Here is a 24,935-nt window from a genome sequence, read left to right as displayed (position 1 = left end):
TCGTATCCCTTAACCGCGTGGAGTCGCGCTGGCGAGCTTGGGCGCGGTTTTTTCCGGCGCCACTTGCTCCAGGTTGCTGGCTTCAAGCGCTTGTCGTTGTTGGGCCAAGGCGGCGAGGGTTTCCTGGCTGGCCATCGGGATGGTTTCCGGCGCGACCGGCGAGCCTGGACGCACGCGCTGCAGGCCCTTGACGATAATGGTGTCGTCCTTGTTCAGGCCGCTGCGCACGATGCGCAAACCTTCGATCTTCGGGCCCAGTTCCACGGCGCGATAGGCCGGCTTGTCGCCTTCCATCACCAGCACGAACTTCTTGCCCAGGTCGGTGCCCACGGCTTCGTCGTTGATCAGTACGGCGGAGTAGGTGCCGCTGCCCACCAGCTTCAGGCGGGCGTACAGGCCAGGGGTGTATTCGCCCTTGCTGTTGTCGAACACGGCGCGCCCGCGAATGGTGCCGGTGGCCGGGTTGACCTGGTTGTCGATGAAGTTCATCTGGCCCAGGTGCGGGTTGCCGGTTTCATTCGACAGGCCCAGGTACACCGGAGTGGTCGCGCCACGGCGCCCCTGGCGGGCGAGTTCGGTGTACTTGAGGAACACGCGCTCATCGGCGTCGAAGTAGGCATAGACTTTGTCGGTGGACACCACGCTGGTCAGCGCGGTGGTGTCGGCGGTCACCAGGTTGCCGGCGGTGATCTCGGCGCGGCTGACGCGGCCGCTGATCGGCGCGGTCACGCGGGTGAAGCTAAGGTTCAACTTGGCCAGGTCCAACTGCGCCTGGATGCCGGCCACTGCGGCACGGGCTTCCTGGGCGGCGGTGGTGCGCGAGTCGGCCAGCTCGGCGGAGATCGCATTGCTCTGGCGCAGGCGATCACCACGTTGCGCTTCGTTATCGCTGCGGGTGGCGGCGGCTTTGGTTTGAGCAAGCTGGGCTTCGAGGCGGCGAACTTCAGCCTGGAATGGACGCGGGTCGATCTGGAACAGCAGGTCGCCTTTCTTGACCAAAGCGCCTTCGGTGAAAGCGACTTGGTCAATCTGGCCCGACACGCGTGGACGAATCTGTACGGTTTCCGGCGCTTCCAGGCGCCCGGTGAATTCATCCCACTCGTTCACCGGTTGCTCGAGCACCTTGGCCACGCTGACTTTGGCAGCAGGCATGGCGGCCGCCTGGTCCGGGGTCTTGCCGCACGCGCTCATCACCACCACGGCCAGAATCGCCAGGGGGAAGCGCAAATGTTTGAGTGACTGTTCCATGAGGTGCATCCGCCAATGTATTTGAGATGGGCGGATCATGCGCGGGGAGGCGGTATGTCACGAATCGAATGAAGCGAAGGTAACTATCATTCGGAATGATATAAGCGAGCGCAAAGCCCCGCAGGACGGGGGGTTTCGTTAGGGTGCTATCAATTTGAGTAATGTCGCGGGCGGGCAGGGGAGCGTTTCCCACGACTCCCCTGTACGAGACCGGTCACGATTGACGTTTGCCGTTCGAATGATAGCTGCGCGCAATCGCAACGCCACCCACCAACAGCGCGGCACCCGCGGCGACCAGCAGATAACGGGCAGGTCGAGCGTCTTGGCGCCATCCACCGTCGACTCGGCGTTGCCCCGTTGGAGGTGTAAACAGGTTGCCTGACGAGGTAGCGGCTTGAGGGCTGCGACCGAGCGCGAAGCGGGTCACCCAGCCGGACAGCTGCGCAAAGCCTGGCACCAGCCAATGCGCGATTCGCGCGGCGGTGGCGGCGCGGCCCACGGTGGTGCTTTTGCGCGGTTGCAGCGCGCAGGCAACCATCGCTTCAGCCACAAGACGAGGGTCGTATACCGGTGGCGGCGGCTTCAGCGCGTGGCCGGTAAAGTTGCCGCCGTCGCGAAAGCCGGGTGTGTCCATCACGGCCGGGTAAATGTCGCACACGTGAATATCCGGCAATCCGGTCAACTCCGCGCGTAACGCTTCGCTGAAGCCGCGCAGGCCATATTTGCTCGCGCAATAAGCGACGGCGTAGGGTTGGGCTACCCAACTGCCAAGTGACAGGGTGTTGATCAGGATGCCGGCTTTTTGTGCCTTGAAATACGGCCACGCCACGTAGGCTCCGCGCAGGTAACCCAGCAAGTCTGTCTGCAGCACTTGCTCATGAACTTCCAGCGGCGTGTCTTCGAATCGGCCCACGGCGCCCACGCCGGCGTTGTTGATCCAGATGTCGATGCGGCCATGGCCAAACGCTGCCGCCTCAGACGCCAGAGCCCTCATCTGGTCCGCCTGGGTGACGTCGGTCCTGACGGCAACCGCCTCGGCGCCGTACAAGGCGCATTCTTCGACGACCTCGGCCAGGGCGACGTCGTCCCGGGCTGCAAGGACCAGGCGCGTGCCTTGCCTGGCGAAGGCATGCGCCGCGGCGCGGCCGATCCCACTGGAGGCACCGGTGATCACGACCGTCTTGCCGTGCAACTGACCGCTGACATTGCTCTTCGCAGGCGGGGCCTCGGGCCGGTCCTCTGCCGCCTGAACCTGCACGGGCTGCTCGTACAGCTTCAGGCGCGCGCCATCGTTCAATACCAGGGTCAGATCATCGACAATGCCGGCGACCCGATCCGGAAAAACCGGCTCGCCCGCGGCATCGAGTTCGTCGTAAAAAAATGTCTGGCCGTCCAGCCACCCGACCGCGGTCATCAATTCCGGGCTCAGGTAATATTTTCCATCGAGGAAAAAGCCACCAAAGTTGTGCGTTCGCTCCAGGTTATGCACGGCATAGCGCTCGCCGGGCTTCATTCCGGTTGCAGATTCGATCATCACCACATCCTCCATCATGTGTGTTGCGATAAAACGCCGGCTCAAAGGGTTGTTCAGTCCAAATGGCCGAGAGAAACGTGCAGCGCATGGGACCTCGAGAGCCCCATGCGCTGTCTGGGCGCCGCGCTTCAAGCCTGTTTAGCCACCGGAGCCACCGGAGCCACCCGAGCCACCCGAGCCACCCGAGCCGCCGGAGCCTGAGCCGCCACTCCCGCTACCGCCGCTGCTCCCACCACCGCTACCACCGCTACCACCGCTACCGCCGCTGGTGCCGCCCCCTTGGCCGCTGCCGCCGCTTCCACTGTCGGGTGCGGTGCCATTGCCGCTGGTGCCTGTGCCACTGCCGCCCTCAGGCGCAGTCGGCCCAGTTCCAGGAGGTAAGGCAGAGCCGGCATCGCTTGCGCCGGCAGAGGACGACGTACCGCCGGTTCCGGTGGTGCTGCCGGAGTTGGCGGCCAATACCGGTGTGCCGGATGCGCACAGCACGCCGGCTATCATCAACGCTTTTAGCAGTGGAGATTTCATAGAGACTTCCTCGCCTGTAAGGTGTTTTGAACGGGATCTATGGATGCTTCAGGTCGGACGCAATGGAGCGGTATGTCTGGGCATCGAACGTGTCGACCCATACAAAATGGGAGGCGGAGTCGGGAATTTAAGTTTTAAACATCTGCCAAAGCTTCGACGAATGGCACTTTTGCAATGCCGAGACAGTGCAGGCAAAGCCTTAGGATAAAATCATGGAAATAGCATGCCTGGGATGGGGATCGTTGATCTGGAAACCGGACACATTGCCGTTGGCTACGCAATGGTTTCAGGACGGGCCCAGTCTTCCTGTTGAATTCGCTCGAGTCAGTGACGGCGCGATACCCGATCTGCCAGGCGTTCCTCGATGCCGAGCCGGCTCTGGTGTGATGGGTGAGCGTTACCGTGCCCGCAAGGAGCGCGTCACAGCGCTCACGTCGCCCGATCGCCAAAGTGTTCGATCAGGATCTCAATCAGCGCGCGTACCTTGCGTGACGAAAATGCGCCCGGCGGTCCCACTACGTATATCCCGGCTTCAGACGCAGGGTACTCGGCCAACAACGGCGTCAGATTGCCCGCCAGGACATGCGAGTCAGTCAGGAAGTCGGGGAGGGCAGCCACGCCCAGGCCGGCCAAGGCGCCTGCCAATATGGCCTCGCCGCTGTCAGCAATAAAGCGTGCGCGCGGGCGTACGATAACGATGTTGCCACCGTCCGTTAATGGCCAGGTTTCGCCCTTCTTGGCCACGGCTTGATGATGTGAAAGGTCCTCTATGGTTTGCGGTATGCCGTGGGTCGCCAGATAGTCGGGACTGGCCACCAGTCGCCCTTTGAATGTGCAGATTCGTCGTGCTACCAGGTTCGAATCCGAGAGGAAACCTAGCCTCACGGCACAATCAAACCCTTCATTGACCAAGTCGACGACCCGATCGCTGTAGGAGGTATCCATCTGCAGTGAAGGCTGACGCTTAGCGAGTTCCGCGAACACGGGGGCCAGCTGAGAGGCACCAAATGACAACGGCGCAGCGATCCGCAGCAGGCCGCGTACCTCACCTTGCGGCGAGAATGTCTGTTGCGCTGCGTCCAGTTCCACGATCACACGTCTGGCGTGTTCGCGAAAGGTCATGCCCTCTTCGGTGAGCACCGAGCCTCTTGTGCTGCGCGAGAGCAGTTGCACACCCAATGCCCCCTCCAGACGGGCCAGTCGGCGACTCACAATTGATTTGGCGATGCCCAGCCGCCGGGCCCCTGGGGCAACGCCACCGGTGTCTGCGACTTCAACGAATGTACGCAGATCTTCTAAGTGCATAGCGTTCCTCCTTGCGGAACTCGGTGGTGCAAAGTGTGGGCCTAGTGGAACGGATTCAGGAACAATAACCTATGTTCCTGAATTTCACTCACTGGGTATCAACATCATGTGTAAACCTTCAATTGCGGCCTTGGGTCGCGTTCTGCTTGCTCTGCTGTTTCTCGCAAGCGGCCTGTCCAAACTGGGTGCGGCGGCAGCCACCAAAGCCTATATCGCCTCGGTAGGCCTGCCGCTGCCTGGCGTGCTCTATGCAGTTGCACTGGTGGTCGAGATCGGCGGTGGGTTGTTGTTACTGCTCGGTTTGCAGGCGCGACTCACCGCTTCGGTGCTGGCCGTATTCACGGTGATGGCGGCGATTTTGTTCCATCACGATTTTGCCGATCAGAACCAGGCCGTGCATTTTCTCAAGAACCTGGCCATTGCCGGCGGCCTGCTTCAGGTTTGCGTGGCCGGCGCCGCGGCTTTCAGTCTGGATGCGCGTCGCTCGCAACAGGCTTGATCCGATTGCGCCAATCAAGGAGCACGCCAGTCAGGTGGCTCCGTTGTTCAATTCCTGCCTCGGAGTCAGTCACGATGAAAACGCCCCTCGATACAAACGTGACCTGGTTGCCCACGTCTGCCCTGAGCACTGACAGCAGCGTCGCGGCTGTGCCCCGGCGTGTTGAACACCTCACGCGCGGCCAGGGTCACGGCCCCATCGTCAGGTTGATGAGCCCGTCCGATCTGGGGCAGGCACTCAAACCCTTTGTGTTCCTCGACCTTTTCGATATGGATCAGGCAGACCTGCACGCGATGGTCGCCAGCGGAGGAATGCCGATCCACCCGCACTCAGGGATCGCCACGGTCACGGTGCTCACCCAGGGGCGGCTTGATTTTGACGATCCGGGCGCCGGCACCGGGACGATTGGTTATGGCGGTGTGGAGTGGATGAGTGCCGGGGGCGGCGTCTGGCATGGTAAGGAAATGTCGCCTCCTGCCGATGTGACACGCGTGCAGGGTTTTCAGCTCTGGCTGGCGTTACCCCGCGATGTCGAGAATGCCCAGCCACAGAGCCGTTACATTGAAGTTGACGGCATGCGCTCCGTCGGGCCGGCTCATGTCATTCTGGGTGTTCACGCGGGCGTAGCCAGTCCCGTGCCTGCGCCCGCTGGCGTCAACTACCTGCTGGTAACGCTGCGCGCCGGCGAACGCTGGACCTATCAGCCGCCCGAAGGCCATACCGTCGGCTGGCTTGCGCTCGCCCGTGGGGCCGCAATGGCCGGGGTGCGGGTGGTAGCCGGCGACATGGTGCAGTTTGAACGGGGTGAGGCACCTATTACCGTCCAAGCCTCAGACGGCGAGGGTGCGGTACTGGTGTTGGGATCGGCGGTGCCACACCCCTATGAACTGCATCTGGGTTACTACTCGGTCCATACGAGCGAGCAGGCCCTGATAAAGGGCGAAAAGCGCATTGGTGAGCTTGGGCGCCAGTTGAAGGAGGCAGGGGATCGGCGCACAAAATCTGGAACGGTGCCGATATTTGGACCAGGCCAAGCGGGTTCGCCCGGCTACTGATGCATCTCCGTCACGGACATCGTGAATACCAGCTTGGATCTGCCAGGGTTGGAATAGGCATGGGGAACATCGGTTTTGGCCACTGCCGAACTCCCCGCCGGGATGACCAGCTCCGTTTCCCCGACCACGCATTTGAGCGTGCCTTTTTCCACATGAAACAGCTCGAGCGTGCCCTGAGGATGCCCCTGTGAAGCAAAGGATTCACCTGGGTGCATTTCCCAACGCCACAGCTCGATCATATCAGGGCCGGACGTTCCAGCCAGAAGCCGCGCTGTGCCTCCCAGACTCCCGGTCCAGAGCGTGGGGATGTCTTGACTGTCGATGATATGGGCCGATGGGGCTTCGGTCACATTGACGATGTCTGCAACGGACAGGCCCAGCGCGGCGGCGAGTTTGCAAAGGATGCCGATGCTGGGATTCGCGGTACATTTTTCTATTTCGACGATCATGCCTTTGCTCACGCCAGCGCGCCGGGAAAGCTCATCCAACGTGATCTTCTGGGCTTTGCGCGCCTGTTTGAGCGTGCGCGCAACGGCCAGGCTGACGGCTTGAGCATCAGCGCCAGGGGTAGTCGAGAGGCTGGAATGGAGGGTCATTGGTAAGGATCGTAAAAAATGTGTCGGGATTTTCGGCCTTTATCAGCAGCTCCGTCAATCCACTTGTTCGTTATATTGGATGGTATTGGTCATTATATTGACTTTGCTGATCGTCGCTGACTAGCATGAAATGACATTCAGGTTCGTGGAGGTTTTTGATGCTGTCCGTACTGCCGTTAATCGATCAGGCCGTTGCCGAGCTGGCTCCGGAGTTCAGGGCCCTGAGTATCGTGGTGCAAGCTGCGCCGCTGATCCATCCTGAGGTGGCTCAGGCCGCGCTGGACCGTGCTTGCAAGGCCGTGCAGGAGGGTGGACCAAGCTGGGGAGAAGCCCATCTGGCCGCATGGGCCGAGACGTTCCGAAAGTTCGGGGCCAAGCCGCAGCGCACGCCGTGTTCGGCTGAGGCGCTGCGTAAACGTGTTTTACGTGACGCCAGCTTGCCTAGCCTGGACCCCATCGTCGATCTCTACAACGCAATCAGCATTGAGTACGCCATCCCGGTAGGCGGGGAAAACATTCAAGCCTATGTGGGCTCCCCACGGCTGGTAGTTGCCGATGGCACCGAGCCTTTTGACACCATGAAAGAGGGGGCGCCTGCTGTCGAATATCCGGAGGCTGGCGAAGTTGTCTGGCGCGATGACCAAGGCGTGACCTGCCGTCGCTGGAATTGGCGACAAGGTGTGAGGACCCGTCTCGGTGCTGACGCGAAGTACATGTGGTTCATTCTGGAAAGTCTGCCGGCGATGCCGCTTGAAGCCTTGACGGAAGCGGGGGACAAGCTGATCGAGGGGTTGCAGCACATGATGCCCGGCGTCCAGATCGAAAGCTCGCTGATTGGTCCCGGGGCCAAGTAGGGTTGGGGAAACCCTGCAAGCCACACGACTCAAGCAGTGGGTGGATGGCTTTTGAACCTGGATCATTTGGCAAGGGGAGGCGTTGAATCGGCTGCGCAGCACCGGCGCTTAAAAACCTGGGCGCCGTGCCGAAAGCAATCGCATAGCCGCAGAAAATGGAAACGCTCAACACGGCGCAGCCAGCCACTGATATTCGCTCTATCATGAGCCAGCGTTCATGCATGCGCTTTCCTGATAACTCGCTGGATACCGTCCTTATGAGAGACCTGCCGCCCACCGCGACCTTGCGCGCCTTTGAAGTTGCCACCCGGCACTTGACCTTCACGTCGGCCGCACAGGAACTACACGTCACTCAAAGCGCAGTCAGCCACCAGCTCAAGCACCTTGAGGCGCTGTGGGGCGTGCAGTTGTTTGAACGTGGCAAGGCGCTGCGACTCACGGCAGCGGGGGCTGCGCTGGCGCCCATCGTGCGGGAGTTTTTTATCAGCCTGGAGGCGACGTTGGGTGATTTGCGCGAGCAAAAAGACAGGGTTCGGCTCACCGTCAGCGCCACCTATTCCTTCGCCCTCAAATGGCTGCTGCCGCGCTTGCCGAATTTATCCCGTCAGCACCCCGAGCTGCTGGTCTCGCTGGACACCACAGATAGCATTATCCACTTCTCTCACGGCCAGGCTGATGTTGCGATCAGGCTCGGCAAGGGCAATTACCCAGGCCTGCATTCGGAGTTCTTGTTTGGGGAGCAAGTATTTCCTGTGGCCAGCCCCGAATTGCTGCGGCGCGTCGGGACACCGCAGAGCCCTGCCGAATTGTTGCATTTCCCTCTGCTGATACGCGATGGTGCCGAGTTGGTGCCAAAGTGGGAGGGGTGGTTTCAAGCCGTCGGACTGGCCTATTTGCCACTCAGGGAGAGCTTCAGATTTGGCGATACCAATATGACGGTCGAGGCGGCTTTACTCGGTCAAGGCGTCGCGCTGGTGCGCAGCGGGCATGTGGAGAACGAAATCAGCGATGGCCGCTTGGTTCGGCTGTTCGACGTGCCGCTTCCATCGCCACTTGCCTACTACTTCGTGTGCCCAAAGGGCATCGAATCGCAGCCGCATATCGTCAGTTTTCGTCAATGGTTGGCCAGTGAGGCGAGCAAGGTACAACGAGTGCAACCGTGATGCATGAGCGTTCACTCATGCTGCAATGAGGAGAATTCGCTTCAGTCGGGGCTTCGCAGTGCCTAAAGTGGCGCATGCCTATTCATCTCATCCTCCTCGTGCTTTTCGCCGCGCTCCTGCATGCCAGCTGGAATGCGTTGCTGCGCAGCGGTGCCGATCGGCTGTGGTCCATGACAGTGATGAGCATTGCAATCGCCATCACCTGTGTCGTCGCCGCAGCGTTCATGGTGCCGCCCGCGATTGAAAGCTGGGGCTACGCAGTGCTGTCGGGGTTGCTGCATGTGGGCTACAACCTGTTTCTGGTGCGCAGTTACCGGGTCGCAGACCTGGGGCAGATCTATCCGATTTCACGCGGATCGTCGCCGGTGCTGATTACCCTGGGCGCCGCTGTGTTTGCCGGGGAAAGCATCACGCCGGGTACGTTGCTCGGTATTGTGCTGGTGTCAGGCGGGATCATTTCGCTGGCCTTCAAAGGGCGCAGTCTGTCGGTTCCAGGCCTGCCCTATGCGCTGGGGACGGGCTGCTTTATCGCGGCCTATAGCGTGGTCGATGGCATCGGCGCCAGGTTATCCAATGCGCCGCTTGCCTACACGGTTTGGATGTGTGCCCTGTGGGGCGTGCTGATGCCTGTGCTCTACATCGGTCTACGCGACACCCGCAGCCTGGTCTCCCTCCGGCCCGGAACAGTGACTGCCTTGGTTGGCGGGCTGGTTTCTTTGCTCGCGTATGCAATGGTCATCTACGCCATGAACCAGGCGCCCCTGGGCGCGGTATCGGCTTTGCGCGAAACCAGCGTGCTGTTCGCGGCGTTGATCGGCTATGTGTTCCTCGGCGAGACGCTCACCGTCCGCCGGATACTGGCATGCGTAGTGATCGCCAGCGGCACCTTCATCATCGGTTGATACAGCCGACGATTCAGAGCCATGTCGATGGCCAACGTCTCGCAGGCGCCACGCATTCCGACGCATCGACGTACGGGTCAATAACCTTGCGCTCGGTTTCAGGTGACAGCGGGCTGCCTCACCTTGCGACTCAAACCCGGTGTCTTGCCGGTAATGCGCTTGAATGCACGACTGAACGCGGCCTGGGATGTGTAGCCCAAGCGTTGCGCCACCTCCTCAATCGGCAGCCTTTCGAGTGTCAGCCACTGGCTTGCGAGCCGCATCCGCAGTTCGGTGACATAGCGCAGCGGGGCCATGCCAATGGTCACCTGGAAGCGCTCCGCAAAGACCGAGCGCGAGGTATTGCAGTGCTCTGCCAGCTGCGCAACGGTCCAGTCGCGGCCCGGTTGTTGATGGAGCGCAAGCAGTGCACCGGCCAGGCGTGGATCGCGCAAGGCGGCAACCAGGCCAGAAGCATTCCCGCAGGCGCATTCCACCCAGCCGCGTACGACCATGGCGGCCACCACGTCGGCCAATCGCGCGAGGATACCGGCGAAGCCGACACGGGCCGCGCTGACCTCGCGTTCCATGGTGGTCAGGATCGGCACCAGCCCGGGGTAACGCTGGCCGCCCGCATCAATCAGCATCATGCCCGGCATCAGCCGACCAAGGCCGTGGATACTGCCCAGTTCAAACTCCATGCAGCCACTGAACAAGATAGTGCTCGGCGTCGGGCAGGCTTCGGCTCCGGTATCCACCGCGCTGACGCTGTCACCCAGGGGGGCGCTCTCTAGACGGTCGATGTCCTGAACCGGCACGCCGGCGTGGGAAGAAAGCTGATGGGCCGCGCCATGGGCGATAAACACGGCGTTGCCGGCAGACAGCGCGTAGGTGGTGCCGTCCTCCATTTGCAGCACCGCAGTGCCGACGGCCATGAAGTGGAACCAGGCGTGCCCCGGTTTCTGCGCGAAACCCAAACCGAAGGTGGGCCCCGCCTGGATACGCCGGTATTCGACGCCACGCAGGCGCATGCCGCGCAACAGTTCGTTGATGAGGTCCGAGGAAAGCGCAAACTGATCGGCAGGCATGGGCTAGGTGTTTTGATCAAAAAATAGAGATTTTCGATCATAGATCATCCGGCTTTCGCTGCCTAGACTGCGGCTCGCAATGATGATTGGGAGATCCGTGCAATGACTGACTGTGTATGTAATACAGCATCCGACCGCCATCTCGGCGTCGGTGCGGACGTAGAGCCTGCGACCCCCGCGTGGATGGCCGTGTTCTCGTTGGCAATGGGGGTGTTCGGATTGCTGACCGCCGAGTACCTGCCGGCCAGTTTGTTGACGCTGATGGCAACTGACCTGGGCGTGTCCGAAGCGCTGGCTGGCCAGGCGGTAACGGTGACCGCCGTGGTGGCGCTGTTCGCCGGCTTACTGGTGCCAGGCCTGACCCGCAGCCTCGACCGACGTTGGGTGTTGCTGGGTTTTTCCACGTTGATGGTCGCCTCCAATCTATTGGTCGCCGTTTCCTCCAGCTTCGCGGTGCTGTTGGTGATGCGTGTCTTGCTGGGGGTTGCCCTTGGCGGGTTCTGGAGCATGGCGGCGGCGGTGGCGATGCGCCTGGTGCCGAGCGCTTTGCTACCCCGGGCGCTGTCGATCATTTTCAGCGGCATTGCCATCGGCACAGTCGTTGCGGTGCCGCTGGGCAGCTATCTGGGCGGGTTGTATGGCTGGCGCAGCGCCTTCTTTGCAGCGGCGGCGGTTGGCATGGTGACCCTGGCGTTCCAGTCGTTCACACTGCCGCGCCTTGCGCCGCGCCGGCCGGCACGTCTGCGCACCGTACTCGAGGTGTTGCAGCGCCCCGGCATCGCCATGGGGATGTTCGGATGCGTGCTGGTGCACAGCGGCCACTTCGCGATGTTCACCTATGTTCGGCCATTCCTTGAAGGGACTACCGGCATCGGCCCGCAAGGGCTGTCATTGATGCTACTGGGGTTCGGTGTGGCGAACTTCGCCGGCACGCTGTTGGCCGGGAAGCTGCTGGAGCGCCACCCGCTGGCCACGCTCGTATTGATGCCCGCGCTGGTCGGTGTTGCAGCGCTGGCGCTGGTGCTGTTGCCGGCCTCGGTGCCGGGGCAGGCGGTACTGCTGGCGCTCTGGGGCTTGGCCTTTGGTGGTGTGCCGGTGGCGTGGTCGAACTGGGTTGCCAGCGCGGTACCTGATCAGGCGGAAAGCGCCGGAGGCATGGTGGTGGCCTCTGTGCAGTCGGCCATCGCAACAGGCGCCGCCGCTGGCGGGGCAATGTTCAGCCTCGGTGGCAGCGCAGGCGTGTTCGTCGCAGCGGCTGTGCTGATGCTGCTGGCCGCGCTGCTGATTGCGCTGCGGGTCCGCGTCCCTTCTGCCCATGGGGTCGGCCAACGCAAGCCCGCGTTACACCTTTGATCCGGTTTGCCAAACCGCCCAGAGCCCATCCGTAATCCGGGCTCGATGAACAATACGACGTCTCACCAAGGACTCCTCACGTGTTTGCGCGCGCTGCGGGTGACCGGAGTACTTGAGGACGGCGGCACGGGCCATGTTCGCGCCTCTCTCCCTACGCTACTGGAGGTGGGGCCAACCGATCCAAATGACTGACAATCATCGAGGCGACCATGGCGCATACGCTCTGGGGGTCCAGGGACTCATCAAACAAGAGTTCAATCGTCGCGTGGATCATTTCCACCGCCACTCTGGCGGCGGTAGCGAGCTGCTGTGGATCTGCCTGGGGGAACACCTGCGCAAGGATTTCTGCCTGTGCGCCGGATACCTGCCGGTGGGAGTCGAGCCTTACATGCTCCAGCGCCGGTACCGCGCGCAGCCCCTTGAGTATCCACATGCCGCCCAAGGTCGAGTCGGTGACCCGGTAGGTTTCCAGGATCAGTGCGGCAAGCGCCGACTCCAAAGCCTCATGCGGGCCGGACAATAGTTGCGGGGTGATCCAGTGGTCGATCAGGGCGTTCTGTTTTTCCAGCAGGCGCTCGCCCAACACCGTCAGTAGCGCGTACTTGTTCGGAAAATAGCGGTACAGCGCCGGCGGCGTGAGCCCCGCACATTCGCATACCAGGTTGGTCGACAGACGCTCGATTCCTACGTCGCACAGGGTTTGTGCGGTTGCGACCAGTATCCGCTCGTAGGTCTCCGTGCTGCGCTGCTGTGCAGGCGGTTTCTTGTGTTCCTGGGCTTTCCCGGCGGTAGCGGCGCGGGCGCTGGCAGTGTTGGGCTTGGCCATAGGTACCTAGCAAAAAAAGGTGGAAGAGTCAGCTTATCAAAATGAAAAAAAATGTTGCTGAGTCTGATAATGGTAGTTATAACTATCGTGTAGCGATGACTATCATAACCGATGCATCGCTAGTGTGACGGTCTCTTAAAACAAAAAATACAGGTGATGACTATGAACGCGCGGCATTGGCTTTTCCTTTCACTGGCACTGGTGTGCTCTTCCAGCGGTTATGCGGCGGCAGGTCCACAGGAGGCCAAGGGCCTATGGCTCACATCGGAAAAGGATGCGGTAGTCAAGGTCGACGATTGCGCCGATAAGCCCGGCGCGTTGTGTGGAAAGGTGGTGTGGGTCAAGGATGTGGCTTCCACTACCAGCGATTGCGGCGTACAGATCATGCAACTGGACCGTTTCGACCAGCAAGCCTGGCGCGATGGTTGGGTGTTTGATCCGCGCGATCACAAAAAATACAAAGGCGTCGTTCGGGTCAAAGAGGGCTACCTCAATGTCCGGGCTTTTGTTGGTACCGAGATTCTCGGTAAGACAGAGCAGTTCGAACGCATTGCCTCACTGCCTCCTGCACCGGTTTGCACTTTGTAAATCGGACCTTTCTTGTGGGAGAGCCTCATGCGTGCAACGACACACCATTATCTGATGGCCGCTTTGCTGTGGCCCATCGTCAGCCCATCCCTGGCATTCGCCGACGAGATGGCCAGTTATGCAGTTGATGTGACGGCCAAGGCCCTGTCCGATGTCAGGACCCGAGGCGTGTCGGATTCGTTGAACCGGCCGGGTGCCAGAGTCACGATTCAGGTCGCCCATGAATCAGGTTTGGTGGCGCTGGCCGAGTTCACCACCGTCAACAAGAAGCAATTTCCAGAAGGGGATGGTCTTGGCGTCTTGCTCGCGGGCGGTTATCGCTTCGGCGATCCCGAGGCCTGGCACTACGGCGTGGGTTTGGCGGCAGAGATGTTTCCCGGTGCGCAGTTCAAGGCACCGAACAAATTCGACTTCGACACCTTCACCCCCACCGATGAGCGTACGACCAACTACAACAGCCAGTTTGCCGTAGTGGAAATCGGCTACGGGGCGCTTGAAGGTCGGATCGCCCGGGTTTTGTCAAAAACCTACCGCGGCGCCAATACCGGCGGCGTGTGTGGGGCTCAGTTGCAGTTTCGTGACGACCCCACCAAGGGCTTGGAGTGCTACGCCAAAGGGGATCGCAACTCACGTGGCAGCATGCTCTATGACGTGGACTACAAATACCCACTCGGGATGAATACCACGCTCAAGCTACATGCCGGTTATCAGCAAATCGTTAACTTCTCAGAAGCGAGCGCAGCTGACTACGACATCGGCTTGATCCACCACTTGTGGGGTTTCGACTGGGGGCTTGATTGGGTGACCGCCAAGACGCGGGCACGCGAGTTGTATATGGCTGAGGACGACGGACATGTGCGTTCCACAGACGACAACCGTTGGGTCGCATCGATTTCGCGTACTTTCTGAGTAGACCTTTATGACTTCGCTTTTCTTATCCCGGACGCTTCAGGCGGCCACCGGTCTGGAGCAACTCGTCCTCGCGGTGGACCTTGGCACCTCCGGTTGCAAGTGCGCCCTGGTTACATTGGAGGGTGAAATACGAGCCTGGGCGTTTCACAGTGTTGCGCTGCATGTGAACGGCCCGAGTGTCGAGCAAGACCCGCACGATTGGTGGAATGCCTTTATGCGCGGCGCCAGCGAGCTGCTCGGCGCCGATCCCGTCCGGCGGCGCCAGGTGATTGCCGTGTGTTGTTCAACGCAGGGTGAAGGCACGGTGTGCGTGGACCGGGACGGCGCTGCCATAGGGGGGGCGATGTTATGGCTGGACAAGCGCGGAGCCGGCGCGGTTAAAAAACGCATGGGGGGAGGGCGGTTCAGCCTGGCAGGGTACGGGCCGCTCAAACTCTGGCGCTCACTGCGTCTGACCGGAGGTGTCGCCTCGTTGTCCGGCATGGATTCAGCCGGGCACATGGCCTATATCCTTGATCACGAGCCGCAGCGCTATGAGCGGACCCACAAGTTCCTCAACGTGCTCGACTACATGAACCTGCGCCTTTCAGGTCGCTATTGCGCTACCAGCGACTCGATGTTGACGGCCTGGATCACCGACAACCGCGACCCACATCGCATCCGCTACGACGACGGCCTGGTCAAGGCCCTGGGGATCGACGCCGGCAAACTGCCTGAGCTGGTTCGCTCCACGGATGTCATCGGCACGTTGCGCCCGGAGCTCGCCGAGGCGCTGGGATTGGCGCACACCACGCAAGTCGTGGCAGGGGCTGTCGATACCTCGGCAGTGGCCGTTGGTGCCACGGTCAGTGACTTTGCCCCACACCTCTATCTGGGTACCTCTTCCTGGGTGGGCGCACACGTCCCGTTCAAGCGAACCAGCGTGCGCCACCAAATTGCGGCAGTGCCCAGTGCTGTCAATGGCCGCTACCTGGCGATGGCCACGCAGTCGGCGGCGGGCGCAAACCTTTCCTTCCTGCGCGACAAGGTGTTGTACCACCCGGATGAGCTGCTCAGCGATGAGCAGCAGCCGGACGTCTACGCCTTGCTCGACCGCATTGCCGCTCGGGTGCCGCCTGGATCGCGAGGGTTGATCTACACACCGTGGCTGTGCGGTGAACGTTCGCCGGTCAGCGATCCTAGCCTGCGCGCAGGTTTGTTCAATCTCAAGCTGGAGCACTCAAGAGAAGACATCATCCGCGCCTTCATGGAAGGGGTAGCGCTCAATACTCGCTGGATGTTCGAACCGTTCTCGCGCTTTCTCGGCCAGCCCAGCGACGTGATCGTGGCCACCGGTGGCGGCGCTCAGTCGGACGTGTGGTGCCAGATCATGGCTGACGTCTGCGGACGCGTTATTCATCAGCCTCAAAACGCAATTCAGACCAACGCTCGCGGTGCTGCGTTCATTGCGGCAGTGGGTTTGGGCAAGCTGCAGTTCCACGACCTGCCGAGCCTCAAGCGCCCGCATCGCCTGTTTGAACCCTCCCGTGCCAGTCGTGCTTTGTACGACGATCAATTCGCCACATTCCAGGAGGTGCGCAAGCGCCTCGCGCCGCTTTATCGACGCCTGAACCCCACACAGGAGACTGCTTCATGAGTCGTGTTCAACAACAAATCGTCGAACTGTCGCAGCATCTGTGTCGGCGCGGTTTTTTTGCGGCGACGGGAGGTAACCTTGCGTTGCGCATCGACGCCCAGCACATCGCTGTCACACCGTCGGCCACCGACTATTTCAGCATGCGCCCGCAGGATGTCTGTGTGCTGCGCCTCAAGGATCTGGCGCAGCTCTCGGGTGAGCGTGAGCCTTCGGTCGAGAGCGGGCTGCACGCGACAGTCCTGCGTGCGCGTGCGGACGTGCAGTGCAGCATCCATACGCATCAACCCGTGGCCAGTGCCTGCACCTTGCTCGGTGAGTCGCTGGATGTACAGGACCCGCAGCTGTGGGGTTCGTTGGGCAAACATATTCCATTGGTAGGGTACGCGCCGTCCGGCTCCAATTGGCTGGCCGGCAAGTTCGGCCGAGCCATTCGCTGGGATTACAACGCATACCTGATGCGCAATCACGGCGTGCTCTGCTGCGGCCCGGATATCGAGACGACCCTCGCGCGCATTGAGGACCTCGAAACATTCTGCCGTGACTATCTGCTGCGCCAAATCACCCTGCAGTCCCGCAACCAGCCGCAGTCACCTGCCGCCTTGGCACGCCTGGTCGACGCCCTGGTGCGTTCCAGTGCTGGCGATACTCACCCTTCCTCCGAGACCCCATCATGAACAAGCCTCTTGATCCCGTCACATTACCTGCCTCGGCAGATTCAGCGGTTTCGCACTGGCCTGACGTTGACTCCCTGTATCGACGTTTCGATGCGCTGGTCAAGCAGCCGATTCGCCCCTTGAAGCGCGACGCGCTGAGCAAGGTCATGGGCTACTTCGACGAGCGTTGCCAGGGGTCCAGACGGCTCGCTGAGGAGGCCAAGAAATATATCCCGGGTGGCGTCCAGCATAACCTCGCCTTCAACTATCCCTTTCCACTCGCCATTGCCCAGGCCAAGGGTGCGCACCTGACCGATGTGGACGGCAACCGCTATATCGATTTCCTGCAGGCCGGTGGGCCGACCTTGCTGGGCTCCAACCATTCGGCCATTCGCGAGCAGGTCAATCGGATTCTCGACGACTGCGGCCCGGTCACCGGCCTGCTGCATGAATATGAGGTGAAGCTGGCGCAACTGGTCTGCGAAGTGATGCCCGGCGTGGATATGGTGCGCCTGCTGGGCTCCGGCACCGAAGCTGTCATGGCAGCAGTGCGCCTGGCGCGCGCCTATACCCGCAAGAAATGGGTGATCAAGATCGGCGGCGCTTATCACGGCTGGAGTGACCAGTTGGTGTATGGCATGCGCTTGCCGGGCACCGGGCGTATGGAGGCTGTCGGCATTCCACGCGGCGCCACCGCCCACACCCAGGAGAGCCCGCCGAATAATCTGGATGCGCTACGCCGTCGCTTGCAGATCAACCGTCTGCGCGGCGGAACGGCGGCGATCATGGTGGAGCCCTTTGGCCCCGAAAGCGGTACGCGCCCGGTGCATCCGGACTTTAATCGTCAACTGCGCAAGCTCTGCGACGAGTTCGACACGCTGCTGATTTTCGACGAGGTGGTCACCGGTTTCCGTGCCGGCCTGGGTGGCGCGCAAGGCTATTTCAACGTGATGCCCGATATTACCGTGCTGGGTAAATGCCTGACCGGCGGCTACCCCATGGCCGGGGCGATCGGAGGGCGCAGAGATGTCATGCAACTGCTGGCCGGTGGTATCGGCACCTCGGCACGCCGGGCGTTTGTCGGCGGTACGCTGTCGGCCAACCCGTTGTCCTGCGTGGCGGGCTATTACGCCTTGGTCGAGGCGCGCAAACTGAACGCACCGGCCCTGGCGGGGCGCGCCGGCGACCGTATGCGCAAGGGGCTTGAGGAAATCATCAACCGCCGTGGCTTGCCCTACGTGGCCTACAACATGGGCTCGATCGTGCATCTGCAAACGTCCGGCGTGCTGTTGCTGGACACCAGTAATCCGCTCAAATTGCTGCGAGCACGCAATGAAGCCAAGTCGCGCAAGCACATGATGGAAGAAATGGGCGCTGCTTATACGGCGCATGGGTTGATCACGCTGGCGGGTAGTCGGATCTATACCAGCCTGGCTGATACAGACGAAGTCATCGACGATGCGCTCGAGCGATTCGACGCCGTTTTCCAACTGGTGTGAGGTGAGCGCGATGCACGATGTACTGCGGCAACAATGGCTGGAGCTTCGGCAGCGACTGGTCGGCCTGGTGGGCGCGGGTAGCAGCATTTCCTTGCGCATACCGGGCAGGGAATGCATGTGGTGGGGGCGGCTGGATGACGCGGCCCCCACGCGTGTCGACTGGCCGGTACATGTCATGGGCGACAGCCAGACCCATCATGCGATCTATCGCGCGCGGGCCGATGTGGGGGCCGTTCTGGTGGGCGGGGGCGATTTCGCCTGGAGCCTGGTGGACTTTGGCGGGGTGGTGCCGATTTTATTTGATGAGCAAGCTCGGCATATTGGCCATATGGGGGTGCCGGCTGCTTCTGTCCAGGACATTGCCCCTGCCTTGCAGCGCGGTGGTAATGCACTGTTGATCAAGGGCGTGCCGGTCGCCCTGGGTACTACCGGGACCCGGATGGTGCTGAACGCACAGCTGTTTGAAAAGTGCGCCAAGGCCTTCACTCTCGCCAAAGCGTCTGGCGCCAAGATGACACTGTTGCCCTGGTGGGTGGTGCTGGTTGCCAATGGCCGACTGATGAAAGATGAAAAACGCGCGACGCAATGTTTTGCCCGAGGCGAGATTCCGCCGGAAAACCGTGGTTACTGAAAACCCTTCAAGAGGTGTAGCGCCATGCACATGTCGTCCGCTGTTTCCCGTAAACACCTGAGCGCGGCCTTGGCGCTGGGCTCGATCGCCGTGCTCATGGTAGGGCTGCAACCCTTGCTCCTGGGAGAGTTGCTGGCGCAAAACCGGCTTTCGCTTGAAGGCGTCGGTTTGGTCGCGATGGGCGAAATTCTCTCGCTGGGGTTGGGCGTTGTCCTGGGCGACTTGTTGCGCTCGGTGTTCAGCCTGCGCCTGATTACGGTCGTGGCCATTCTGGCGGCATCGGGTTTGGACATGATCACCGCCAACACTACCGGTGATGGCGCACTGGCACTGACGAGGGCTTTGGCCGGGTTGGCCGAAGGCTTGCTGTTATGGGGGACCGTGAACCTGATCGTCCAGGGTCCTGCACCTGACCGCGTGGCGGGTGTGTTCATGGTGGTGCAAACCCTTGGCCAGGCGTTGGCCGCTGCGGTGCTGGCGTATTGGGTACTGCCTATTCAGAGCACATCGTCTTATGGCTTTGTGTTTTTGGGGGCACTGACGGCAGCTTCTTTGCTGTTGGTCCGGTGGCAGCCTGTTCGGCTGGCCTGTCAGCAGGCACAGCGAACGGATGAGGGCGGTTTCAGCTGGGGCCTTAACCACCTGCTGTTGTTGGGGTTGGTCTTTATGCAGCTCAGTGCCATTGGCGGGCTTTGGGCTTACCTTGAGCCGTTAAGCCAATACGTGGGGCTTGACGCACAAAATTCACAACTACTCATCTCCGGTACCCTGGTTATGCAAGTGGTGGGTGGGTGCTTGGGGATTGTCTTGGTACGGCGGGTCTCGGATTTTTCGTTGTTGGCAGTTGCCGCATTGCTGTTGGGCAGCATCGCACTGGCCATGTATTTCTCTGCCGATATGGGCGTCAGGTTATTCCTGATGTTGTGCGGCGCGTTTGGCTTGATCTGGCTGATGTTGACGCCTTTCCAGGTACGTATCGCGCTGCAGCTTGATCGCTCTGGGCGGATAGCGGCGCTGGTGCCAGGCATGCAACTGCTGGGATGCGCCTTCGGGCCCTTGGTGGCGTCTCAGTGGGTGGCGGGAGACAACGCCGAGTACGTGTTGCTGGTCAGTGCCGTGTTCTCATTGATCGCACTGACGCTGGTTGGTTTGCTGCGCCAGTGCCCTGCGAGCGAGCGCGTCAGTTTTGCGCGCAAGGTGGTGCTGGTAGTGGGCGCGTCCTCCGGCATGGGGCGGCGGCTTGCGGTGCGTCTGGCGCAGGAAGGCGCCTGGGTAGTGGCCACGGCCCGGCGCAAACAGCTGCTCAATGACCTGCAACTGGAAGTCGCGCTTCAGGGGGGCAAATGCCTGGTCTGGGCAGTGGATGCGTTGGATGAGCAGGCGGCGGCCGGTCTCGTGGATGAAATTGTCGAGTTATATGGTCGTCTGGATGTGGTCGTGCTTAACGCCGGCGGCGCGCCCGCGCTGGATATGCGTGAGATGAAAGCCGCTGATGTCACCGGGTATATGCGCTCGAACTACGATGTGGTGGTCAACTATCTGTTCCCGGCCCTGGAGCAGATGAGCCGCCAGGGACAGGGATTGGTTGTGTGCACCAACTCCCTGGCGGGGTTCCTGGGCGTGACCCTTCAAGGCCCTTACAGCGCCGCCAAAGGGGCGCTGCGCTTGCTTATCGACACCTGCCGGATCGAGTTCGGCGGCCGCGGGATCCGGTTTCTGTCCCTTTACCCAGGCTTTGTCGCGACCGCTCAGACAGCAAATGATGGCATGCCCGCGCCGCTGGAAATATCGGAGGCGGCGGCCGTCGAGCATATGCTGTTTGCCATGCGCAGCCAGCGCTGGGATTACATGTTCCCGTGGCCTATGCGCTGGTTGATCCGGCTGGCGAGGATATTGCCCAAAGCGGTCACGCTCTGGGTGTTGCGTCGGGAGTTGCCGGTGCTGGCGAGTGACGGTCGTACGTCTTGCACGGCGGTCGCTTTCAAGAACACCTCGGCATAATTGCCTGGCCGGACGGCCGTTGTGTGGTCGGCAACGCCCCGGTCCAGCGCTTGAAGGCGCGCCGCAAGCCCCGCGCATCGCTGAAACCGATGGCGTGGGCAATGTCGGCGATCGACATAGTGGTGTTTTGCAGTAAGTCACAAGCGCGCTCGTGCCTGATTCGATCCAGCAGCCCGCTGTATGTCACACCCAGGTCCGTCAGGCGCCGACGCAAGGTACGCTCACTCATGTTGAGCTCCTTTGAAAAGGTCTGCAGGGCTTCAGGGTCGTCGAGGTTGAGGCGGATATGACTGGACAGGGTTTCAATCAGGTCATGGCGAGAGCCGCGTCGGTTTATCAATTGATCCAACTTGGCCCGCAAAGGGCCACACGCCATGTCGTCATAGTCCGGTAGGCGCGCATTCAACCAATGGACTTCGCAGACCAAGCGATTTTTCCCGGCCATGAATGTTATCGGGCAACGAAATTCCCGCCGATAGGCCTGCGCATATTCCGGGCGGGCGTACGATAATTCGACCCTGAGCGGGTTGAAGGCCGGCCCTATCAGCCGCCTTACCACGGACACGGCGCTCGAAAAGGCTTCTTCGATCAAGAAGGGCTCAATTTCAAGATCGAACACTTTGGGTTTGACCTCAATGATGAACTCGTTGGGATGAACACTGGCGCGGTGCTCCAGTAACGCACCGGTATCACCTTGGTGTTCAAGGCCATAGGTGATGGCCTCCCCCAGGGTTCTACAGGTCAACATGGCCAGGCCCGCCAGCCCCCAGGACACTGGGGTCTGACGTGCGCCGGCAGAGAGCCCCAATGCGGGATCCTTGATTGCGCGCTGCGTTCGAATAATCAGCATTCGGGTCTGCCGATACGACAAGCGCATGTCCAGGTCAAGCAGCTCGGCGTAGCCGAAGCCGAGACCACGACAAATACGCTCCGTCGACAGGCCGCCTTCCATCAGCAGGCTGAACAGGGCCCGCACGACATTGGGAACCACCACGGCTTCATCTTGTTGGGGATGCTGCGTCCAGTGCTGGGCAGCGGCTGCGGGCTCTAACATGGATCGAGCGCTCTGCATCGAAAAGGGCTCGTAGAGGTTACCCCTATCGCGGGCAATCGAGCATCTTCCTTTCTGTTTTTGCCGGCATCCCGGATAAGTTTCCTGCGCGCGCGGCTTGTCTGTCCGCAATGGCCCCCTCAATGGCCGCAAAAGGCTCATCGAAAGCGCCGGTCTCGCTTTAGATTTCGGCTCAACAATGAACCGAATGTCCAAGGACCGCGCTATGAAACCAGAACAAGACGCAGCGATTACCGACCGAGCAAATGCCGCCTGTATTATTGGCGCAGGTCCAGGTGGGCTGAGTGCCGCACGCGCACTCAAGGCAAGCAAAATCGCCTATGACCAATTCGAGCGGCATTCGGAGGTGGGGGGGATTTGGGACATCACCAACGTTGGCACGCCGATGTACGATTCGGCGCATTTCATCTCTTCCAGGGACCTGTCGGGCTTCGTCGGGTTTCCAATGCCCAGGGACTTTGCGGAATACCCCTCCCACCGTCAAATCGCTCACTATCTGAGGCGCTTCGCTGCCGCATTCGGGTTGCGTGAGTCCATACAGTTCAATACCACGGTGACCCTGATCGAAAAGGATCCTGACGGTCACTGGTCCGTGCGCCTCAGTGACGGTTCTACGCGTCGATATCGGTGGATAGTGTTGGCGACCGGGACAAACTGGGAGCCCAACCTGCCTTCGTTTCGCGGTGAGTTCAATGGGGAAATACGCCATTCCAATTGGTTCCAATCCGGCTCGCAATTGCACGGTAAAAACGTGTTGGTGGTGGGCGCGGGTAACTCTGGCGCGGACATTTCCTGCGAAGCCGCTATTCATGCACGACAAGCCTTTATCAGCATGCGGCGTGGTTACCATTTCATTCCCAAGCATGTGTTTGGCGTACCTGCCGATGTCTTCGGCGAAAAAGGCCCGCACTTGCCTCTGTGGCTGGCCAGGCCTGTCTTCACGGTTCTTTTGAAGCTGCTTGTGGGGGACCTGACACGCTGGGGCTTACCCAAGCCTGATCATCGCTTGTTCGAGACTCACCCGATCGTGAACTCGCAACTGCTGCATCACCTCCAACACGGCAATATTGCGGTGAGGAAAAACATCGATCGGTTAGAGGGCGACTTCGTCATTTTCGAAGATGGCGTGCGGGAAAAAATCGATTTGATCCTTTGCGCCACGGGTTTCAAGTGGGGCGCGCAATGCGCGGCGCAGTTTTTTGAATGGAAGAACGGCAGGCCGCTACTTTACCTGTCAATGTTCAGCCGCACGCACCGTAACCTCTGCGCCATCGGCTACCTTGATCAGAACTCCAGTGCGTTCAAGCTTTTCGATACCCAGGCGCTCACCCTGGCTGCGTATTTTCGTGCGCAACTGGATGGGCTCGACACCGCGCGCCAATTCGATCAGTTGATTGAGCGCGACGATCCGGACCTCAGTGGGGGGATTGAGTTTGTGCAGTCGGATCGGCATGCGGTTTATCTGGATGCTCGATCCTTCACCCGCTATCTGGAGACATTGCGCACGCGCATGCATTGGCCGCGATTGACAGCGCACGTGTATGCGGCCATCAAGCTTGATCAGTCTTCCCCAACGAGCGCCGCGCCGGTCATTCAGGACGTGGTGGGGGAGAGTCTGCATGGCGAATGATACGTCGTACTCGGGCTGGATCGCGCTGATTACGGGGGGCGCCGGTGGGCTGGGGCGTGCTATCGCGGCGGCGCTGATCGCCCGAGGCGTCAAGTGCCTGCTGGTCGATATTGATACGGTGCGCCTGGCCCAGGCGGCAAGCATACTCGGGCCCATGGCACTGACCTATCAGGCAGACCTTACCGATCGTGAGGCGCTTGGGGGGCTGGTGAACTATGTGGGAAGTGAGATCGGTCGCCTGGATCTACTGGTCAATAACGCCGGGATATTAAGCAATACTCCTTTCGAGATCAGGCCCGTCGCGTCCATTGCTCATGAAGTCCAGCTCAATATGATGGTGCCCTTGGAGCTCTGTCAGGCGTTTCTGCCCTTGTTGCAACACGCCACGGACGGGCGGGTTATTTCAATTGTTTCCTTGGGAGGACTGTTTCCCATGCCGGAGACATGCATTTATTCGGCAACAAAATTTGGCCTGCGTGGTGCCATGCTGTGCTTGGGGCTGGACGGCAAACGCTTGGGGGTGAAATTCACCATCGTGAACCCGTCGGCGACGGAAACGCCGATGTTGATGCGTGAGGCCATCGAAAACGGCAACAGGATGCAGTTCATGGACCCGCCTCAAATGCCCGAAGACGTGGCTGAAACAGTCATCAAGGCGCTGGAAAAACCTCGCCTGGAACTGTTCGTTCGCCCCAGTGAATCCTGGACCGCGCGTTTAGTCATGCTGGTGCCAGGAATTTTACCGTACGTATTGCCCTTGTTTCGACGCAAGAGCGAAAAGGGGCACCGCCACTATCTGGTGTCGCTCGAACAGCGGGGTTTGATAACTAGAGAAGGTGAAGGCTGGCGCTTGAAATGACCGCAAAAATATAACTGGAGTAGGCAAGGGTGGGCCATCGGCTGTTCGTCAGGCCCACTCTATCGGTGTGCTGCGCTCGTCAGAGGTCGTCACGGTGTTCTCGCTTCCAGGTGCCTGCGACCATCGCTCGCACGTCGGCCAGCAGATCGGTCACCGGCACTGTCCGAAGTGTTCCCAGCCAAAGTGTTTTCAACGGGACTGTCGGTGGCCTACGACCTGGCGGTGATGACGTTTGGCGGCTTCGCTTCGTTGATTTTGACCTGGTTGACTCAAGCGACGGGCACCGCAACCGCGCCTGCCTTTTATGTAATTTTCGCTGCTGCTTCCAGCTTCCTCGGCGTCATTCTGGGGTATTGCCAACCCAAATAATGCCTGTTCGTTGGTGGGCGGGTTGTCTTGCGCGACGGGTCGGGCTTACACCTGAAGCAGGAGAGAAGATCGTTTCGTTCCTACTTTTCAACCGTGGAGCCGCCGCCCGGCAATGCATAGGATGAATCATCGCTGAAGGCGCTGGTCGACGCCAGCGC

24 protein-coding genes are annotated in these 24,935 nt (G+C 60.7%); 16 read left to right on the top strand and 8 right to left on the bottom strand.

What is annotated here, in order from left to right:
* Window positions 1-9 precede the first annotated feature (9 nt).
* The 4 genes from mexE to SC318_RS14270 all read right to left on the bottom strand — a co-directional run bounded on the left by mexE (window position 10) and on the right by SC318_RS14270 (window position 4,612).
* Window positions 10-1,248 (bottom strand): multidrug efflux RND transporter periplasmic adaptor subunit MexE, encoded by a 1,239-nt coding sequence (mexE, locus tag SC318_RS14285; protein ID WP_306493195.1) that lies wholly within the window; start codon window positions 1,246-1,248, stop codon window positions 10-12.
* Window positions 1,249-1,462: 214 nt separating this feature from the next.
* Window positions 1,463-2,782: an SDR family oxidoreductase gene (locus tag SC318_RS14280; protein WP_320427296.1), complete on the bottom strand. Its 1,320-nt coding sequence runs from the start codon at window positions 2,780-2,782 to the stop codon at window positions 1,463-1,465.
* Window positions 2,783-2,920: 138 nt separating this feature from the next.
* On the bottom strand, window positions 2,921-3,307 hold the full coding sequence (locus SC318_RS14275; protein WP_320427295.1) for a hypothetical protein: 387 nt from the start codon (window positions 3,305-3,307) through the stop codon (window positions 2,921-2,923).
* A gap of 429 nt (window positions 3,308-3,736) precedes the next feature.
* Window positions 3,737-4,612 carry a LysR family transcriptional regulator gene (locus SC318_RS14270; RefSeq protein ID WP_320427294.1) on the bottom strand — a complete coding sequence of 292 codons (876 nt, stop codon included), beginning with the start codon at window positions 4,610-4,612 and terminating at the stop codon, window positions 3,737-3,739.
* A gap of 106 nt (window positions 4,613-4,718) precedes the next feature.
* Between SC318_RS14270 and SC318_RS14265 the strand changes: the two genes are divergently transcribed.
* On the top strand, window positions 4,719-5,111 hold the full coding sequence (locus tag SC318_RS14265) for a DoxX family protein (RefSeq protein WP_320427293.1): 393 nt from the start codon (window positions 4,719-4,721) through the stop codon (window positions 5,109-5,111).
* Window positions 5,112-5,335: 224 nt separating this feature from the next.
* Window positions 5,336-6,166 (top strand): pirin family protein, encoded by an 831-nt coding sequence (locus tag SC318_RS14260; RefSeq protein ID WP_320431237.1) that lies wholly within the window; start codon window positions 5,336-5,338, stop codon window positions 6,164-6,166.
* On the opposite strand, the gene SC318_RS14255 is transcribed toward SC318_RS14260, so the two are convergent.
* A complete protein-coding gene (locus tag SC318_RS14255; RefSeq protein ID WP_320427292.1) occupies window positions 6,160-6,762 on the bottom strand; it encodes a cupin domain-containing protein in 603 nt (200 codons plus the stop codon). The two genes, SC318_RS14260 and SC318_RS14255, sit on opposite strands and share 7 nt — an antisense overlap.
* A 158-nt stretch (window positions 6,763-6,920) precedes the next feature.
* On the opposite strand from SC318_RS14255, the gene SC318_RS14250 reads away from it, so the two are divergent.
* From SC318_RS14250 to SC318_RS14240, 3 genes are all read left to right on the top strand, one after another.
* Entirely contained in the window at window positions 6,921-7,616 is a 696-nt protein-coding gene (locus SC318_RS14250; protein WP_320427291.1) for a B3/B4 domain-containing protein, read from the top strand.
* A gap of 257 nt (window positions 7,617-7,873) precedes the next feature.
* Complete coding sequence (gene gcvA / locus SC318_RS14245; protein WP_320431236.1) at window positions 7,874-8,779, top strand: transcriptional regulator GcvA; 906 nt, start codon at window positions 7,874-7,876, stop codon at window positions 8,777-8,779.
* A 74-nt stretch (window positions 8,780-8,853) separates the two neighbouring features.
* Window positions 8,854-9,681 (top strand): EamA family transporter, encoded by an 828-nt coding sequence (locus tag SC318_RS14240; RefSeq protein ID WP_320427290.1) that lies wholly within the window; start codon window positions 8,854-8,856, stop codon window positions 9,679-9,681.
* 98 nt (window positions 9,682-9,779) lie between these two features.
* Here the strand turns inward: SC318_RS14240 and SC318_RS14235 are convergent, their stop codons facing one another.
* Window positions 9,780-10,748 (bottom strand): AraC family transcriptional regulator, encoded by a 969-nt coding sequence (locus tag SC318_RS14235; protein ID WP_320427289.1) that lies wholly within the window; start codon window positions 10,746-10,748, stop codon window positions 9,780-9,782.
* A 102-nt stretch (window positions 10,749-10,850) separates the two neighbouring features.
* On the opposite strand from SC318_RS14235, the gene SC318_RS14230 reads away from it, so the two are divergent.
* On the top strand, window positions 10,851-12,101 hold the full coding sequence (locus tag SC318_RS14230) for an MFS transporter (protein WP_320427288.1): 1,251 nt from the start codon (window positions 10,851-10,853) through the stop codon (window positions 12,099-12,101).
* Between the two features lie 151 nt (window positions 12,102-12,252).
* Here SC318_RS14230 and SC318_RS14225 read toward each other — a convergent pair whose 3' ends face one another.
* Entirely contained in the window at window positions 12,253-12,927 is a 675-nt protein-coding gene (locus SC318_RS14225) for a TetR/AcrR family transcriptional regulator (RefSeq protein WP_320427287.1), read from the bottom strand.
* A 162-nt stretch (window positions 12,928-13,089) separates the two neighbouring features.
* Here SC318_RS14225 and SC318_RS14220 point away from each other — a divergent pair, with 162 nt between their 5' ends.
* Genes SC318_RS14220 through SC318_RS14190 form a run of 7 tightly spaced genes read left to right on the top strand, consistent with a single transcriptional unit; the run spans window position 13,090 to window position 20,847 of the window.
* Window positions 13,090-13,515, top strand: a complete 426-nt coding sequence (locus tag SC318_RS14220) for a DUF2147 domain-containing protein (RefSeq protein ID WP_320427286.1) — start codon at window positions 13,090-13,092, stop codon at window positions 13,513-13,515.
* A 27-nt stretch (window positions 13,516-13,542) separates the two neighbouring features.
* On the top strand, window positions 13,543-14,424 hold the full coding sequence (locus tag SC318_RS14215; protein WP_320427285.1) for a TorF family putative porin: 882 nt from the start codon (window positions 13,543-13,545) through the stop codon (window positions 14,422-14,424).
* A 10-nt stretch (window positions 14,425-14,434) separates the two neighbouring features.
* Entirely contained in the window at window positions 14,435-16,063 is a 1,629-nt protein-coding gene (locus SC318_RS14210) for a xylulokinase (RefSeq protein ID WP_320427284.1), read from the top strand.
* Window positions 16,060-16,737, top strand: a complete 678-nt coding sequence (locus SC318_RS14205) for a class II aldolase/adducin family protein (protein ID WP_320427283.1) — start codon at window positions 16,060-16,062, stop codon at window positions 16,735-16,737. Before SC318_RS14210 ends, SC318_RS14205 begins: the two co-directional genes overlap by 4 nt.
* Window positions 16,734-18,215 (top strand): aspartate aminotransferase family protein, encoded by a 1,482-nt coding sequence (locus SC318_RS14200; RefSeq protein ID WP_320427282.1) that lies wholly within the window; start codon window positions 16,734-16,736, stop codon window positions 18,213-18,215. Before SC318_RS14205 ends, SC318_RS14200 begins: the two co-directional genes overlap by 4 nt.
* Window positions 18,216-18,225: 10 nt before the next feature.
* A complete protein-coding gene (locus SC318_RS14195; RefSeq protein WP_320427281.1) occupies window positions 18,226-18,846 on the top strand; it encodes a hypothetical protein in 621 nt (206 codons plus the stop codon).
* Window positions 18,847-18,870: 24 nt separating this feature from the next.
* Window positions 18,871-20,847 carry an SDR family NAD(P)-dependent oxidoreductase gene (locus SC318_RS14190; RefSeq protein WP_320427280.1) on the top strand — a complete coding sequence of 659 codons (1,977 nt, stop codon included), beginning with the start codon at window positions 18,871-18,873 and terminating at the stop codon, window positions 20,845-20,847.
* Here SC318_RS14190 and SC318_RS14185 read toward each other — a convergent pair.
* Window positions 20,828-21,901 carry an AraC family transcriptional regulator gene (locus SC318_RS14185; RefSeq protein WP_320427279.1) on the bottom strand — a complete coding sequence of 358 codons (1,074 nt, stop codon included), beginning with the start codon at window positions 21,899-21,901 and terminating at the stop codon, window positions 20,828-20,830. The two genes, SC318_RS14190 and SC318_RS14185, sit on opposite strands and share 20 nt — an antisense overlap.
* Window positions 21,902-22,124: 223 nt before the next feature.
* Between SC318_RS14185 and SC318_RS14180 the strand changes: the two genes are divergently transcribed.
* The 3 genes from SC318_RS14180 to SC318_RS14170 all read left to right on the top strand — a co-directional run bounded on the left by SC318_RS14180 (window position 22,125) and on the right by SC318_RS14170 (window position 24,777).
* The gene (locus SC318_RS14180) at window positions 22,125-23,549 is read left to right on the top strand and encodes a flavin-containing monooxygenase (protein WP_320427278.1); all 1,425 of its coding nucleotides are present in this window, start codon (window positions 22,125-22,127) and stop codon (window positions 23,547-23,549) included.
* On the top strand, window positions 23,539-24,408 hold the full coding sequence (locus SC318_RS14175; RefSeq protein ID WP_320427277.1) for an SDR family NAD(P)-dependent oxidoreductase: 870 nt from the start codon (window positions 23,539-23,541) through the stop codon (window positions 24,406-24,408). Before SC318_RS14180 ends, SC318_RS14175 begins: the two co-directional genes overlap by 11 nt.
* Window positions 24,409-24,612: 204 nt before the next feature.
* Window positions 24,613-24,777 carry a hypothetical protein gene (locus SC318_RS14170; protein WP_413817562.1) on the top strand — a complete coding sequence of 55 codons (165 nt, stop codon included), beginning with the start codon at window positions 24,613-24,615 and terminating at the stop codon, window positions 24,775-24,777.
* Window positions 24,778-24,935: the final 158 nt, after the last annotated feature.

Origin of the sequence: Pseudomonas sp. MUP55 (genome assembly GCF_034043515.1) — a bacterium.
Lineage (GTDB): Bacteria > Pseudomonadota > Gammaproteobacteria > Pseudomonadales > Pseudomonadaceae > Aquipseudomonas.
This window is presented reverse-complemented; position numbering and strand designations above follow the sequence as displayed.